Genomic DNA, 14,479 nt, shown 5'->3' on the forward strand with positions numbered 1-14,479 from the left:
GGCGATGTCGTCCGGCCAGGGCAAGACGACGGTGACGGCCGCGCTGACGCGGCGCCTGGTCCGCATGGGCAAGCGCGTGCGCGTGTTCAAGTGCGGCCCCGACTTCATCGACCCGATGCTGCTCGAACGCGCCTGCGGCGCGCCGGTCCACAACCTCGACCTGTGGATGGTCGGCGTCGATGCTTGCCGCCAGCGCCTGCTTGACGCCGCGCGCGACGCGGACGCGATCCTGGTCGAAGGCGTGATGGGCCTGTACGACGGCTCGCCGTCGGCGGCCGACCTGTCGCGCGAGTTCGGGATCCCTGTGCTCGCGGTGCTGGACGCCTCCGCCATGGCGCAGACCGCGGGCGCGGTGGCGCAGGGCTTGCGCGACTACGGTCCGGTGGCGATGGCGGGCGTGATCGCCAACCGCGTGGCAAGCGCGGGCCATGCGGCGATGGTGAAGGAATCGCTGCGCGACATCCCGCTGATCGGCACCCTGCCGCGCCAGGACGAGGCGCTGCCCGAGCGGCACCTGGGCCTGGTGGTTCCGGGCGAGGTCGAGGAGCTGGACCGCATCCTGGATGCGCTGGCCGATAGCATCGAGTTCGATGAAGCGGCGTGGGATACGCTGCCCATCATGGCGCCTTCTTCCACCGCGCCGGCGCCAGTGCCACCGCTGCTGGCCGGGCGCACGATCGCGATCGCGCGCGATCCGTCCTTTGTATTCGTTTACCCGGCGAATATCGACCTGCTCGAACAGCTCGGCGCGCGCATCACCTACTTCGCGCCGCTCTCGGACGAACCGGTGCCGGAAGACGCCGATGCGGTCTACCTGCCGGGCGGCTATCCCGAACTGCACGGCGCCGAACTGCAGGCCGCCCAGCGCTGGCGCGACTCGATCCGCGCCGTCCATGCGCGCGGCGTGCCGATCGTCGCCGAATGCGGCGGCATGATGGCGCTTGCCGATGGCCTGACCGACGGCGAGGGACGCCGCTACGAGATGGCCGGCCTGCTGGCGGGCGAGGTCAGGATGCAGAAGCGCCTGGGAGGACTCGGCATGCATGCGATGCCGACGCCGCAGGGCGAGATCCGTGGCCATACCTTCCACTATTCATTGCTGGACTCCCCGGTAACGCCGGCAGCGCACACCGTGAAGCAGCGCACCGGCGCCCAGGGCGAAGCCGCCTACCGGGTCGGCTCGCTGTTCGCGTCCTACTTCCACGGTTACTTTCCATCCAATCCGCGCGCGGTGGCTGCGCTGTTCGGAGCGACGCCGTGAGCGTCACCCTGGTCTTCGGCGGCGCGCGTTCGGGCAAGAGCGCGTATGCCGAGCGCCTGGCGCAGGCATCCGGCAAAGAGGTCGTGTACGTCGCGACCTCGCGCGCGGGCGATGGCGAGATGGCCGCGCGCATCGGCCACCACCGCGAACGGCGTCCGGCCGAGTGGCAGACAGTCGAAGAGGAACTGGCGCTGGCGCAGGCGCTGCGCGCTGCATGCGCGCCTGGGCGCCTGGTGCTGGTCGACTGCCTGACGCTGTGGCTCAGCAACCTGATGTTCTGCGATGGCCGTGACTATCCCGAGGTCGGCGCGGTCGAGCTGCCGGCCCGCTTCCACGAAGAACGCGCGGCCTTGCTGGACCTGCTGGACGAAGGCCTGCCCGGCGACCTGGTCCTGGTGTCGAACGAAGTCGGCATGGGCATCGTGCCCTGGGGCGCGATCTCGCGCAGCTTCGCCGATGAGGCGGGTCGCCTGAACCAGGCCGTGGCGGCGCGCGCCGAACGCGCGGTGCTGGTGGCGGCCGGCCTGCCGCTGGTACTGAAAGGGCCTTCGTGCTGATTGGGCTGTCGCTCCCCACCATCGCGCTGCTGCTGGTGGCGGGCATCGCGCTCGACCTGCTGCTGGGCGAGACACGGCGCTGGCATCCGCTGGTCGGCTTCGGCAAGCTGGCGGGCTTCATCGAGCGCCGTCTCAACGACGGGCAGGCGCGCCTGGCGCGCGGCTTTCTGGCCTGGACGCTCGCCGTCGTGCCGCTCAGTGCGTTGGCCCTGGCGCTGACCGAGGCCGCCGGCCTGTGGCTGCATGCGGCGCTACTGTATTTCTGCATCGGCCTGCGCAGCCTGCGCGACCACACCCTGCCAATCTACAGGGCACTGGGCAACGGCGACCTGGCGCAGGCGCGCGCCCTCACCGCGCGCATCGTCAGCCGCGATACATCGAACGCCGACGAATCCGACCTGGCCAAGGCCAGCGCCGAATCGCTCCTCGAGAATGGCAACGATGCCGTGTTCGGCACGCTGTTCTGGTTCATCCTGCTGGGTGGGCCGGGCGCGGTGCTGTTCCGGCTGGCGAATACCCTCGATGCGATGTGGGGTTATCGCAGCGAACGCTTCAACCTGTTCGGCCGCTGTGCGGCGCGCATCGACGATGCGCTCAATTTCGTGCCGGCGCGCCTGACCGCGCTGTCGTATGTGCTGCTAGCGGGCAGCGGCCGCGCGCGCGCCTGGCAGTGCTGGCGCACCCAGGCCCCGGCCTGGAGCAGCCCGAATGCGGGGCCGGTGATGGCCAGCGGCGCCGGCGCGCTCGGCGTGTCGCTGGGCGGCGCCGCCGTCTACGATGGCGAAGTCGAACACCGGCCGCCCCTGGGCGCCGGTCCGGCCGCCCGCGCCGGCGACATCCTGCGCGCCTGGCGCCTGGTGCTGCACACGACCTTGCTGTGGGCCGGCGTGGCCTGCCTGCTGGCGATTGGAGTCGTTTATGCTTGAACACGGCGGCAACCTGCGCGACGCTGCGCGGCATTACGGGCGCGACGACTGGATCGACCTGTCGACCGGGATCAACCCGCATGGCTATCCGGCGCCAGCGCCATCGAGCGCGGCCTGGCACCGCCTGCCGGAACCCGACCCGGCCCTGCTCGCGGCGGCCTGCGCCTATTACCGCGCACCGCAGTTGCTGCCGGTGGCCGGCACCCAGGCGGCGATCCAGGCGCTGCCGCGACTGCGGCCGCCGTCGCGGGTCGCGGTATCGAGTCCGTCGTATGCCGAGCATGCGCTCCACTGGAACCTGCACGGCCATGCGCGGCGCCTGGTCCCGTATGCGGGGCTGGAGGCCGCGGTCGACGATAGCGACGTGGTGGTAGTGGTCAATCCGAACAACCCCACCGGCGAGACCATTCCACCCGAGCGCCTGCTCGACTGGGCGGCGCGGCTGCATGCGCGCGGCGGCTGGCTGGTGGTTGACGAAGCCTTCGGCGATACGGCGCCGGCGCTGAGCGTCGCCCCGCATGCGGCGCAACCAGGCCTGATCGTGCTGCGTTCGATCGGCAAGTTCTTCGGGCTGGCTGGACTGCGGCTGGGATTCGTCGCCGCGCACGAGCGCGTGCTGGTGGACCTGGCCGACCTGCTCGGGCCGTGGGCTGTCAGCGGCCCGGCGCAGGAGGTCGCGGTGCAGGCGCTGCGCGACACGCGCTGGCAACTGGAAAAGCAGGCGCATCTTGCGCAGGCCGGCGAACGAATGGAAAGTCTGCTGCGCGCGCACGGCATCGCCAGCGCGGGTACGCCGCTGTTTCGCTGGTGGCCCGAGGTGCGGCCAGAGGATTTTCATGAACACATGGCCGCGCGCGGCATCTGGTGCCGGCTGTTCCGCGCTGCGGCGCGCGGCGTCCGCGTCGGCCTGCCTGCCGAAGAACACGATTGGCGGCGTCTGGAACAAGCACTTCACGAATGGAGCAAGCAATGAAGAAAACGATGCTGCTGGCGACCGCCGCCTGGGCGGTCTCGGCGCAGGCCGCGATCACGGTCAAGGACGATGCGGGGCTGCCGGTGACCGTCGACAAGCCGGCGGTCAGGGTGGTGTCGATGGCGCCCAGCGTGACCGAACTGCTGTTCGCAGCGGGCGGCGGCGGCCAGATCGTCGGCGCCGTCAACTACAGCGACTATCCCGAGGCGGCCAAGCGCATCACGCGCATCGGCTCGAACCGCGAAATCGACATGGAACTCCTGATTTCGCTGAAGCCCGATCTGATCGTGGCCTGGCGCCATAACAGTTCGGAGCGGCAGATCGAGATGGTACGCCGCCTGGGCATCCCGGTATTCCAGAGCGACCCGCAGACCCTCGACGGCATTCCCGACAGCGTGCTGCGCCTGGGCCGGCTGCTCGGCACCGAGGCGGCGGCGAAGACGACCGCGACCCAGCTGCGCGAGCAGCTGGCCGGCCTGCGCACGCGCTACGCGGGACGCGCGCCGGTACGCACTTTCTACCAGGTGTGGGACAAGCCGCTGTATACGCTCAGCGGAAAGCACATCCTGACCGATGCGATGAAGCTGTGCGGCGGCGAGAACATCTTCGACAAGCTGACGGTGACCGCACCGATCGTCTCGATCGAGAGCGTATTGCAGGCCAACCCTGAGGCAATCATCGCCACCGCCGAAAAGAACTACGGGGGCGTCGACCTGTGGAAGCCTTACGGCACGTTGGCCGCGGTGCGCAGCAATAACCTGTTCACGCTGGACGGCCATCTGCTCAATCGCGCCGGGCCGCGCATGGTCCAGGGCACGGCCGCGATGTGCGAGGTGCTCGAGCAGGCGCGCCAGCGGCGTCCGAAATGAGCGCCTTTCCCTACCGGACCCTGATGGTGCAGGGCACGACGTCGGATGCCGGCAAGAGCACGGTGGTGGCGGCGCTGTGCCGTCTGCTCAAGCGGCGCGGCATCCGGGTCGCGCCATTCAAGCCGCAGAACATGGCGCTCAACAGCGCGGTGACGCGCGACGGCGGCGAGATCGGCCGCGCGCAGGCGCTGCAGGCGATCGCCGCCGGGATCGAACCGCACACCGACATGAATCCGGTGCTGCTCAAGCCATCGAGCGACATCGGCGCGCAAGTCATCATCCACGGCCAGGTGCGGGCCGACATGAATGCGCGCGACTATCACCAGTACAAGCCGGTCGCGATGGAAGCGGTACTCGAATCGCATGCGCGTTTGCTGGCGCAGTACGAGACTGTGATCGTCGAAGGCGCGGGCAGTCCGGCCGAGATCAACCTGCGCGACCGCGACATCGCGAACATGGGGTTTGCCGAGGCAGTCGATTGCCCGGTGGTGCTGGTGGCGGACATCGATCGCGGCGGCGTCTTTGCGCACCTGGTTGGAACGCTGTCCTGCCTGTCGCAGTCGGAGCGCGATCGCGTGATCGGCTTCGTCATCAACCGCTTCCGCGGAGATATCAGGCTGCTCGAGCCGGGGCTGGAGTGGCTCGAACGACAGACCGGCAAGCCGGTGCTGGCGGTGCTGCCGTATCTGCACGGCCTGTTCCTGGATGCCGAGGATGCGGTGCAGGCGGCGCAAGTGAACAAGGGAGCATTTCGGGTCGTGGTTCCAAGCCTGCCGCGCATGAGCAATCACACGGATTTCGATGCGCTGCGCGCGCATCCGGATGTCGACCTGCGCTTCGTGCGGCAGGGTGAGGCGATTCCCGGGGCTGACTTGATCGTTCTCCCGGGGAGCAAGAATACGCGCGGGGATCTGGCCTGGCTGGAAGCGCAGGGCTGGCGCGAGCAGATCGCGCGGCATTTGCGTTATGGCGGCAAGCTGATTGGCGTATGCGGTGGGTTCCAGATGCTGGGACGGACCGTGTGCGATCCGCATGGGGTCGAAGGTGCGCCTGGGGTGTCGGCAGGACTCGGGTTGCTGGAGATCGAGACTGAGCTGACGCGCGAGAAGCGGCTGACGCGGGTCGAAGGGGAGTGTGCGTTCAGCGAGAACGGCGGGATGGTTAGTGGGTACGAGATCCACATGGGTGTGTCGCATGGCGCGGCAATGAAGGCGCCCGCCTTCTCGATCGCTGGGCGGGCCGAAGGCGCGGTGTCGGACGATGGCCAGATCCTCGGGACCTATCTGCACGGCTTGTTCGATCATCCGGAAGCCTGCAGGGCACTGCTCCGGTGGGCCGGTTCGCGCAGCGAACATATCGTCGACACGGCGCAGTTGCGCGAAGCGAGTCTCGAGCGGATTGCGGACTCGGTTGAGGGGCTGATGGAAAAGCTGATGGAGTTGAGAGCTTGAAAGCAAAAAACCCCACCATGATCACATGGTGGGGTTTTTCTTATAACTAGCCTGACGATAACCTACTTTCACACTGGTTGCAGCACTATCATCGGCGCAAAGTCGTTTCACGGTCCTGTTCGGGATGGGAAGGGGTGGGACCGACTTGCTATGGTCATCAGGCATGACTTGTACGAATCTTCGCTTTCGCTACCGTGAGGTGGCGTCTGCGTCGAGGAGCGAGACTATAGCAAAGGCTTATGCAGTCCGCAAGGCCGGTTTCATGAACCTCTCAATAAATCTGCAAGAAGGACATCCACTACTGCCTCCTCGTCGACCGGCGTGGTCAGCCTCAGCATGGCATCCTTCAAGCCGATGTCCCAGCAGGCATCCCGACCGCGCGGCTCCAGCCGCCGACTCGACATGGCCACCGCCCCGGCCGCCGCGCGATAGTCCTGCTCGCCGAAACGCCATGGCCGCGCGCCGAAATCCTGCATCACCACATTGGCGATCGCGATGCCCGGCCAGTCGAAGTCGCCGTGATAATGCAGCCGCGCCCCTGCCGCCGCCAGCTGCGACAGCAAGGCCCGCTGCGCCGCGGCCGGCATGCCGTCAGTGCAGACCAGCGGCGCGCAGCGCGCACCCAGGACATCGGCCGCGATCGCGACGACGTTCGGGTTCTCGCACACAAAGACATCACGCTGCGCGACCTCCCAATTCCGACTCGTGCGCACCAGCGCACGCAGGGAAAGGTAATCGGGCTCGCCGCGCCGCTCTTCACTGCCCGGCAAATTGAGCGCCAGCGCCGGCCGCGCCAGCTCATTGACCAGGATGCCCACCGCCGCCCATTGCGTGCGTGCCGACTCCTCCTGCTCGCCCTCCTCCAGCTCATCGGCCAGCGCATGCCGCAGCGCAGCCAGCACCAGCGATGCCACGGGGCGGCCATTGTCCAGGGCATGCGCGTCGCCCAGCACCTGGGCCGCCAGCTGCGAACGCGTGCTTCCCTGGCGCGGCAGCGCCGCCAGCACCTTCGCGGCGTCGCCGCACAGCGCGGCCGCCGTCGCCGGCTCGCCGCCACAGGCCCGCTTCAGGGCGCCGAGCGCGCGCGGCTGCGCCAGCAAGGCGGCAAGGCGCGGCTCGGCCAGCGAGGTATGGAAGTCGCTCCACGCCAGCGCAGCCGTCGTGCGCTGCGCCTTGAGATCGTGGATCGGGCCATCGAGCAGCTCGAGCGCTTCGCGCAAGGACGCCGCCGCGCCGCTGTGCAGCAAAACGTCGTCCAGGTCGGCGACCTCGAAGCGCAGCGAGGCCCCCGACGCGGTCGGACGTCCCAGCATGCCGCATAGCGCCGCACGCTCGACATCGTCCAGTTGCCCCAGCGTGACCGTGCCGCCATCGCGCCCCTGCGCGTAACGCTTGCGCAGGCGCGCACGCAGTCCCGCCAGGGCCGGGCCGCCCAGCAGGCGCTCCAGACGCGCAAGATCCGCCATCAGGCCGCCCCGGCATCGAGCGCGGGCGGGAAGCGGCGCACTCCATCGCCTTCGAGCCGGCGCGCCTGCCCATCCCAGCGCCAGCGCGAGACATGCACCGCGTCGATGCCTTCGCGTCGCTGCAGCTGGCAGATCGAGACCCCGGGCAGCTCGGCATAGCAGGCCCATTCGCGTTCGCTGGTCATCACGAAATCGAGATCGAACTCGCGCACCAGCGCCATGCAGTGGGCGCGCGCCGCGTCGTCGATGCCGGCGAAGGCTTCGTCCAGCAAGACCAGGCGCGGCGCGTCCTTCGAGCCGCCGTGCGTATAAAAGCTCGACACCGCGGCGAATAGCGGCACGGTCAGGCCGAGCGCGCGTTCGCCGCTCGACGCGGGCCCCGCCAGCGGACGCCATTGCCCGTCCTGCCAGCGCTGGACACGGAACCGGTGCCAGCGCCGGTAGTCGAGCGCGCGCGCCAGCATCTCGAGCAGGCTCGCGCTCTCGCCATCGGCGCGGGTGCGCTCGGCCGTGATGCGGTTCTGCAGCATGGTGCCGACCACTTGCCGGTCTTGCGCCGACCAGGCGTCGAAGCTGGTGTTGAGCAGGCGCTTGCGCGCCGCCTCCAGGCCAACCGGCGCGCCATCCGCCCCTTCGGGCAAGGGTTGCCAGTCGAGCCGGAACTTGACGCCGGTCGAGGTCGGCCGCTTCGCCAGTTCGGCATTGATCGCGGTGCGGCGCGCCTCGGCCTCGCGCAGCATGCGCTGGATCGCCGCCGCCACTTCGGCCTGCAGGTGGTTTTCGAGCACCTCGGTTTCGCGCGCCGTCAGCAAGGCCTGGCGCTGCGCGATCTCGTCGCGCAGGCTGGCTTCGATCAGGTCGGGGCGCTGCGGGCGGTTCTGGTAGATGATCGTCACGATCATGCCGAAGTCGGTAGTCTCGGCCTGGGCCTGGTGGCCGAGCGCGGTCAGGGCCGTCAGCAGGCCGGTGTAGTCGTGCGAGAATGCGCTCTGCACCCGCGACCATTCGGCATCGTCCGCCGTCACCGTCTGCAAGGCCTGCTCGGCGCGGCGCGCGATGCCGAGCGCGCCATCGATGGTCCAGGACGGCAAATCGGTGTCGAGCTCGGGCAGCGCCACCGCCAGCAGACCGGTGGCGCAGAAGCGTTCCAGTGCATGCACCGCCTGCTGGCGTGCTTCCTGGCGCTCGGCCAGGGCACGGTCCGCGTCTTCCACCCGCTGCTCGCTGCGCGCCAGGTCCTTGCCGGCCTGTCCGGCGTCCAGCGTGGCCTGGCGCTGCGCCTGCTCGCCGGCCACGACCGCGCTGCGGTAGCGCGCCAGCCTGGCTTCGAGTTCGCCGATCTGGCTGCCCACGCGCTCGCGCAGGCTGCGCACCCGGGCCTCGGCCTCGTCCAGCGCCGCCTGCCGCTGCACGGCGAGCTCGCGCGCGGCGGCCAGGTCGCGCGCCAGTTCGTCGGTGCGCGCGGCCTGGCGTTCGCGCTCCGGCCAGACGTGGCGCACCTCGGCGCTGCGCAGCAGCAGGTCGTGCAGCGCGCCCTCGAACGCCATCAAGGCCGCGCCGGCCTGCGCCAATCCGGCCGCCTCCGGCGCCAGGCCAAGGTCGGCCGCATCGTTCATCAACTGCTCGCGGGCGGCGCGCCAGGCGGCATCGCTCGCGCCCAGGCGCTCGTCGGCCTGCGCCAGCCGGGCCAGCGACTGGCGGCGCTGCCGCTCGAGCGCACCGGCCGTCACGTGCGCCGCGCGCAGTTCGGCGTCCGACGGCGCACTGCGCCATTCCTGCGCGGCGCGGGCGCGCCGCTCGCCCAGGTCGGCCAGCTGGGCATCGAGCCGCGCCAGGTCGTGCCGCAGCGTGTCCAGCTCGTCGCCGATCTGCGCGATGCGCAGGCGCCGCGCCTCGGCGCGGCTGGCGGCGCCGATGTACTCGGCAACCGGCTTACGCCAGTCGCCGGCCAGCGGGCCGACACGGAAGCGCCCATCCGGCGCCACCCACGCTTCGGCGCCGTCCTGGGCCGCCACCGAGCAGGCGATCGAGCGCAACAGACGTTGCAGTTGCCCGGCGTCGACCGCCGCGCCGGCGGCAGGCACGATCCAGTCGGCCAGCGCCGACGCCTGCTCCTTGCGCGCGAGCAGGAAGGTATCGCCCAGGCCCGGGCCAGCCGCGTCGAACGTACCGTCGGGCGCCACCCAGGCGTCGAGGATGCCGCTCGCCTCCAGCGCCGCCTCCAGTCCCGCCTGTTCGCCATCGAGCCAGGCGCGCCCAGGATTGAACTCGACCAGTTTCCAGAATGGCGCGCCGGCACGTGACGCAGCACGCGCATCCGGCGCGCGCTGGTAGGGCGCGGGCGGCGCCTGGTCTTCGCCAAGGGCCAGGCGCGCACGTTCGGCTTCCAGCGCCAGGCGCTGCGCGTCAACACCATCCCGTTGCCGGCGCGCCTCGGCTTCCTGCTGCGACAGCCGCAGGCTGGCGGCATGCTGCGCATCGTCGATCGCCTGGCGCGCGGGATTGTCGCCCTCCAGCGTGGCGCTCCAGTCGCCCAGCGCCTCGAACAGCGTGGCCGGGTCGGCCAGCGCCAGTTCGCGCAACGTTGCCGCATGGTCCTGCCAGGCCGCGACCAGGGTTTCGCCCGCAGTCGCCACCGCCGCATCGGCCTCGGTGGCGCGCGCGCTCGCCTCGGACAACTCGTCGGCGCGGTCGTCGCGCGTGCGCTGGGCTTCGCTGCGGCGTTGCCCGGCCTCGCGCTCCTGGCGCAGGCGTCCTTCGACCACACCGATGTCTGCGCGACGCTGTGCGGCCAGTTGGCGCAGCCCTTGCTGCAGCTGGACACAGGCGCGCTCCGGCAAGGCTGCTGCGGCGTCGGCCTCGGCCAGCGCACCGGCATCGCGCCAGGCGTCCTTCGCCACCACGCCGGCTTGCCGTGCATGGGCCTCGGTCGTGGCGTGCGCCTGGGCCAGCGCCGCGCGCGCGGCTTCGGCCCTTGCCTGCACCTGTTCGAGCAGGCTGCCATCGCGGGCATGCCGCTCTTCGTTGCGGCGCACGTCCGCCTGCGCTGCCTGCGCGTCGTGGCGGGACGCAGCCGCCATCCGCTCCAGCTGGCCGAGGCGGTTCGCGTCCTGCATCAGCGGGTCCGACTGGATCTCGTCGAGCGCGGCGCGGTCTTGTGCCAGCCGGCTGTCGATCTCGCCCAGCCTGCGCTGCTGCTGCGCCTCCTCGGCGGCGGCCTTCTCGAGCACCAGGCGGGCTTCGTTCAGTTCGCGGCTGGACTTGTCGAACCCGGTCTGCGCCGAACGCAGCACCTGGGCCTGGCGCCGCGCATTGACGCGCGCATAGCGCTGGTACAAGCCATTGAAGGCGCCGATCGCCTTCGCCAGCGCCTGCAGCTCGGCCAGCTGCAAGCCGTATTCTTCGAGCTGGCTCATGGCCTCGGCCACGTCGGTCAAGAGGTCGTCGGACAAGGGCGGCAGCGCTTCGGTCAGCGCATTCGACAGGTTGTCTTCGTTCGGCTTCTTGGACAACTGCGGCTGGCGCAACTGGATCAGCGTGTCCATCAGCGCGCCGTAGCGCGCCTCGCCCAGGTGGAACAGGCGCTCGTCGACCGCGCGCCGGTAGGCGCCCGCGGTCTCGAACACCCGCCCGTGCTCGCCCAGCGCCAGCCCCAGTCGGTCCTTGCCCAGCACCGCGCGCTGCGGATTGATCAGCCACAGCTCGCGGCCGATGCGCTGGCCCTCGGTGACGAAGAACCAGCTGTCGACCTGCGCGCGCGCCGCCACCGCCGACAGGCCGCAACCGAGCGTCAGGTAGCGCGGCGTGCCATCCTCGTCGATGCGGCCGAACTCGATCCAGGCGTAGCCGATGCGCCGCTCATGCTTGCCGAGCAGGAGGTTCCACGCCATGCGCTTGCCAGGGTCGCCATCCGGTTCGATCCGCGACGGCTTGAGGCTGGCATCGAACAGGAAGGGCAAGGTCAGCGACAGGACCTTCGACTTGCCGGTGCCGTTATTGCCGCGCAAGAGCAGGTGGCCGTCGTGGAACCAGAACTCCTCGCTATCGTAGTGAAACAGTTCGACCAGGCCGATGCGCAGCGGCTGCCAGCGGGAGCGCAGCGGTTCGGGCAGGGCCGGCGTTTCGGGGGCGGTGGAGTCAGTCAGGAATAATGAATCGGTCATCAGAAGAGATCCGTCTGTGCCGCAGGGGCAGTGTGGTTGGCGGGACTCTTGCGCGCCACGATGTCGGTGCTGCCTAGCGAGAAGCGGGCCAGGGCCGGCAACGCGCGCACGGCATCGCCTTCGCGCCGCACCAGGCGCAGCGACGCCAGCCGGGCCAGCGCATTGCGCGCCAGTTCCTGTTCGGCGCCGGGAAGGCGCGCGGCCTTGTTCCAGTAGCGGCCATACTCCTGCACCGCCTCCCGGATGAATTCCTGTATCGCGTCTTCGGTGACGGCCGCGCCGGGTGCGGCGCGCTCGGCGCCGGCCAGGAATTCCGCCACCAGCAGCGTGACGTGGGATGCGGTGCCGGTGGCCGGCATCGCGACGTCGGTCAGTTCGCCGGCCTCGTCGACCAGGGCCAGTCCTTCGGCGCGCTGCTCGGGCGCCAGCCCGGTCGCATCGCACAGGCGCGCGGCAAGCGCGCCGCGCTGGTTCGTGAAATAGGCGCGCATGGCAGGGTCGCCATCGAGCTCGTCGAAGTACAGCACCGGGTCGTCGAGCAGGCGCCGCGCCAGGTGGTGGCGCATCGCGGTGCGCCGCCCTTCGTCGCTGTCGGGTACGAATTCCTCGGTCAGGGCAGCCAGGCGCGCATCCAGCGTGGCCGGGGCGCTGTCGGCGGGCCAGGTCGATGCGCCGCGCGAGCTGGCCATCAGCCCGGCCAGCACCCGTCGCTGCACATCGTACAGCGCGTCGCCGGCATGGCTGACGAAGGCATCCTCGTCGCCCGCCACCCGCTGCAGCACGCCCAGCGACAGCAGGTAGCGGCAGATGGCGACCAGCTCGCGCCGTTCATGGTGCGACTCGAGCAGGAAGCTGAAGCCGCGCACGGCCAGTTCCGGATCGGCGGCCAGGGCCAGCAGCCGTTCGCCCAGCGCGCGCAGGGTGATCTGTGGGTCGGAGCGCTCGAGCGCCGCGCAGGCCAGGCAGAACAGGATGTAGCGGCGGCGATCGAAATCGGGCGCGCCGCGGGTGGCGTCGCCCAGGTCGGCCGGCCGCTTGTACAGGCGCGCGCAATCGTGTTCGACGTGCAGGATCCAGCCGGCCGACTGCGAGAACCAGTCGCGCAATTCCTGCGCATGCCGCCGCACCGCGCCAAAGTCCGGATGGGCCGCCGTCATCAAGGGGCACATCAGCAGCGCGCGCAAGGCATCGCGCCGCTCTTCTTCGCGGTGGCGGCTCAGGACGTCCCCGACCTGGGCGGCGCCGGGACGGGCGCGGCTCATGGCCGGTCTCCGGCTGGCGTGACGGTCAGCAGGTGGTCGCGTCCGGAAAACACGCCCAGTGCGGTGCGGATGCTGGCGCGGCTGCCATCGGCCAGCGGCTCCAGGCGGATGCGCAGCAAGCCATCCGCGCTATGGCATTCGACCGCTTGGTCGGGATCGCGCTGCGCCACCAGCGCCTCGCCCAGCAGGGCCAGGAACAGGCGGAACGCATGGGCGTCGAGCTTTTCCAGCTCGGACAGCCTGGTCGGCCGGCCATTGGCGAGCGTGGCGCGGGCGGCGTCGATCTGGGCCCGCTCTTCGGCGATGTGGGCGGCCAGCATGGCCCGCTCGGCATCGCGGTCGCGCACATGCGGCGGCGCGCCGCGCGGCGTGACCTCGCCCTGCTCGCGCAGGCGCGGATGGATCGGCACCGCCGGCGCATCGGCCCACGGCGTCGAGGCCGGCAGCTGTTCATGGCGCGCGACGGCTTCGCTCTGCAGGCTGAAGTGGCGCGCCGGATTGAGCGCGAAGCCGGCCCGCCACAGGCGGTGCGCCTCGTCGTCGTCGCGCGCATCGGCGAACCAGCGCGCCATGATGCGAAAGTCGGCCGAGCGGTCGCTGCGTCCGCTGCGCCGCTCGTTGAGGGCCGCCACCGCCGCCAGCAATTGGGGAATCGCCGAGCGCACCCTGGCGCGCAGCAGTTCGGATTGCGCCGGGATGTGGCCCTCGCTGATGAACCAGCGCGACAGGCCGCGCCACCGTTCGCGCCAGGTGACCAGGCGCGCCTCGAGCGCCGCCGCCTCGTTTGCGCCGGGGGCGCTGTCGCGCCGTTCGCGGCCGGCGGCCAACATCAGGAGCGATTCGATGACGGCGTCCAGTTCGACGATGCGCGCGGCGATGATGCCGGAGCGGGCGACCAGGTCGCCGACGAAACGCTGCAGGTAATCGATCAGGCGCTGCTTGAACGCGATCACCGCCTGCACCTCGGCCTGCTGCAGCTCGATGGCGCGGGCGACGCCGGCCATGAAGGCCTGGGCTTCGTCGGCTAGCCGCTCGAACACACGCACCAGGTCGCGCAATACCGTGTGCACCTTGGCCGCATCGGGCGCCGGCGCGGCCGCCAGTGCGATCAGCGCGTTGAGGTCGGTGAGGATGTCCTCGAGCGCGACGGTCTGCAGCTCGCTCTGGCGCGCCAGTGTCTGCGCGAAGGTGAGCAGCGCCGCTTCGACCGCTTCGCCGCCCAACGAAAGGCGGTACAGGTAGCGGGCGCGATAGAAGTCCTCGATGCTCGAGACCCGGGCGGTATCCGGCTGGACCTCAAGGTTGCCCCAGTCCGCCAGCTGGGTCAATGCCATCTGGATGTCGTCGAGCGATGGCGTGGCGCCCGGCCAGCGCGCTTCGATCTGCACCTCGTCGGGCCGCAACTGCAGGCGGAACTGACGCTTGGCGGCAGCGAAGGTTTCCATGATCGCGCGGTAATGCGCGGCCTTGTCGGTGGCGACGTGGCGGAACAGGCTGGTGGCGGGATGGGCGGGATCGATCATTCAGGAATCGGCGAATCGGCACCGGATG

Annotated in this window: 10 protein-coding genes and 1 rRNA gene; 6 read left to right on the forward strand and 5 right to left on the reverse strand. The window is 70.2% G+C overall.

The window, feature by feature from the left end; genetic code table 11:
- The first annotated feature begins 4 nt into the window (after positions 1-4).
- From Q9246_RS26130 to Q9246_RS26155, 6 genes are read left to right on the forward strand one after another with little or no spacing between them, the layout of a single operon-like run.
- On the forward strand, positions 5-1,261 hold the full coding sequence (locus Q9246_RS26130; RefSeq protein ID WP_306398274.1) for a cobyrinic acid a,c-diamide synthase CobB: 1,257 nt from the start codon (positions 5-7) through the stop codon (positions 1,259-1,261).
- On the forward strand, positions 1,258-1,818 hold the full coding sequence (cobU, locus tag Q9246_RS26135; RefSeq protein WP_306394334.1) for a bifunctional adenosylcobinamide kinase/adenosylcobinamide-phosphate guanylyltransferase: 561 nt from the start codon (positions 1,258-1,260) through the stop codon (positions 1,816-1,818). Before Q9246_RS26130 ends, cobU begins: the two co-directional genes overlap by 4 nt.
- Positions 1,812-2,744 (forward strand): adenosylcobinamide-phosphate synthase CbiB, encoded by a 933-nt coding sequence (gene cbiB, locus Q9246_RS26140; protein ID WP_306394336.1) that lies wholly within the window; start codon positions 1,812-1,814, stop codon positions 2,742-2,744. The genes cobU and cbiB overlap by 7 nt, the downstream gene beginning before the upstream one ends.
- Complete coding sequence (gene cobD / locus Q9246_RS26145) at positions 2,737-3,717, forward strand: threonine-phosphate decarboxylase CobD (protein ID WP_306394337.1); 981 nt, start codon at positions 2,737-2,739, stop codon at positions 3,715-3,717. Before cbiB ends, cobD begins: the two co-directional genes overlap by 8 nt.
- On the forward strand, positions 3,714-4,586 hold the full coding sequence (locus Q9246_RS26150) for a cobalamin-binding protein (RefSeq protein WP_306394339.1): 873 nt from the start codon (positions 3,714-3,716) through the stop codon (positions 4,584-4,586). The genes cobD and Q9246_RS26150 overlap by 4 nt, the downstream gene beginning before the upstream one ends.
- Complete coding sequence (locus Q9246_RS26155; protein ID WP_306394341.1) at positions 4,583-6,037, forward strand: cobyric acid synthase; 1,455 nt, start codon at positions 4,583-4,585, stop codon at positions 6,035-6,037. Before Q9246_RS26150 ends, Q9246_RS26155 begins: the two co-directional genes overlap by 4 nt.
- A gap of 49 nt (positions 6,038-6,086) precedes the next feature.
- Here the strand turns inward: Q9246_RS26155 and rrf are convergent.
- The 5 genes from rrf to Q9246_RS26180 all read right to left on the reverse strand — a co-directional run bounded on the left by rrf (position 6,087) and on the right by Q9246_RS26180 (position 14,451).
- Positions 6,087-6,199: ribosomal RNA gene (gene rrf / locus Q9246_RS26160) — 5S ribosomal RNA — on the reverse strand.
- 98 nt (positions 6,200-6,297) lie between these two features.
- Positions 6,298-7,503 (reverse strand): TIGR02679 family protein, encoded by a 1,206-nt coding sequence (locus Q9246_RS26165; RefSeq protein WP_306394342.1) that lies wholly within the window; start codon positions 7,501-7,503, stop codon positions 6,298-6,300.
- Complete coding sequence (locus tag Q9246_RS26170; RefSeq protein ID WP_306394344.1) at positions 7,503-11,666, reverse strand: TIGR02680 family protein; 4,164 nt, start codon at positions 11,664-11,666, stop codon at positions 7,503-7,505. Before Q9246_RS26170 ends, Q9246_RS26165 begins: the two co-directional genes overlap by 1 nt.
- The gene (locus Q9246_RS26175; protein WP_306394345.1) at positions 11,666-12,928 is read right to left on the reverse strand and encodes a TIGR02678 family protein; all 1,263 of its coding nucleotides are present in this window, start codon (positions 12,926-12,928) and stop codon (positions 11,666-11,668) included. Before Q9246_RS26175 ends, Q9246_RS26170 begins: the two co-directional genes overlap by 1 nt.
- Positions 12,925-14,451: a TIGR02677 family protein gene (locus tag Q9246_RS26180; protein WP_306394347.1), complete on the reverse strand. Its 1,527-nt coding sequence runs from the start codon at positions 14,449-14,451 to the stop codon at positions 12,925-12,927. The genes Q9246_RS26175 and Q9246_RS26180 overlap by 4 nt, the downstream gene beginning before the upstream one ends.
- Positions 14,452-14,479 lie beyond the last annotated feature (28 nt).

It is taken from the genome of Telluria beijingensis (assembly GCF_030770395.1).
Lineage (GTDB): Bacteria > Pseudomonadota > Gammaproteobacteria > Burkholderiales > Burkholderiaceae_D > Telluria > Telluria beijingensis.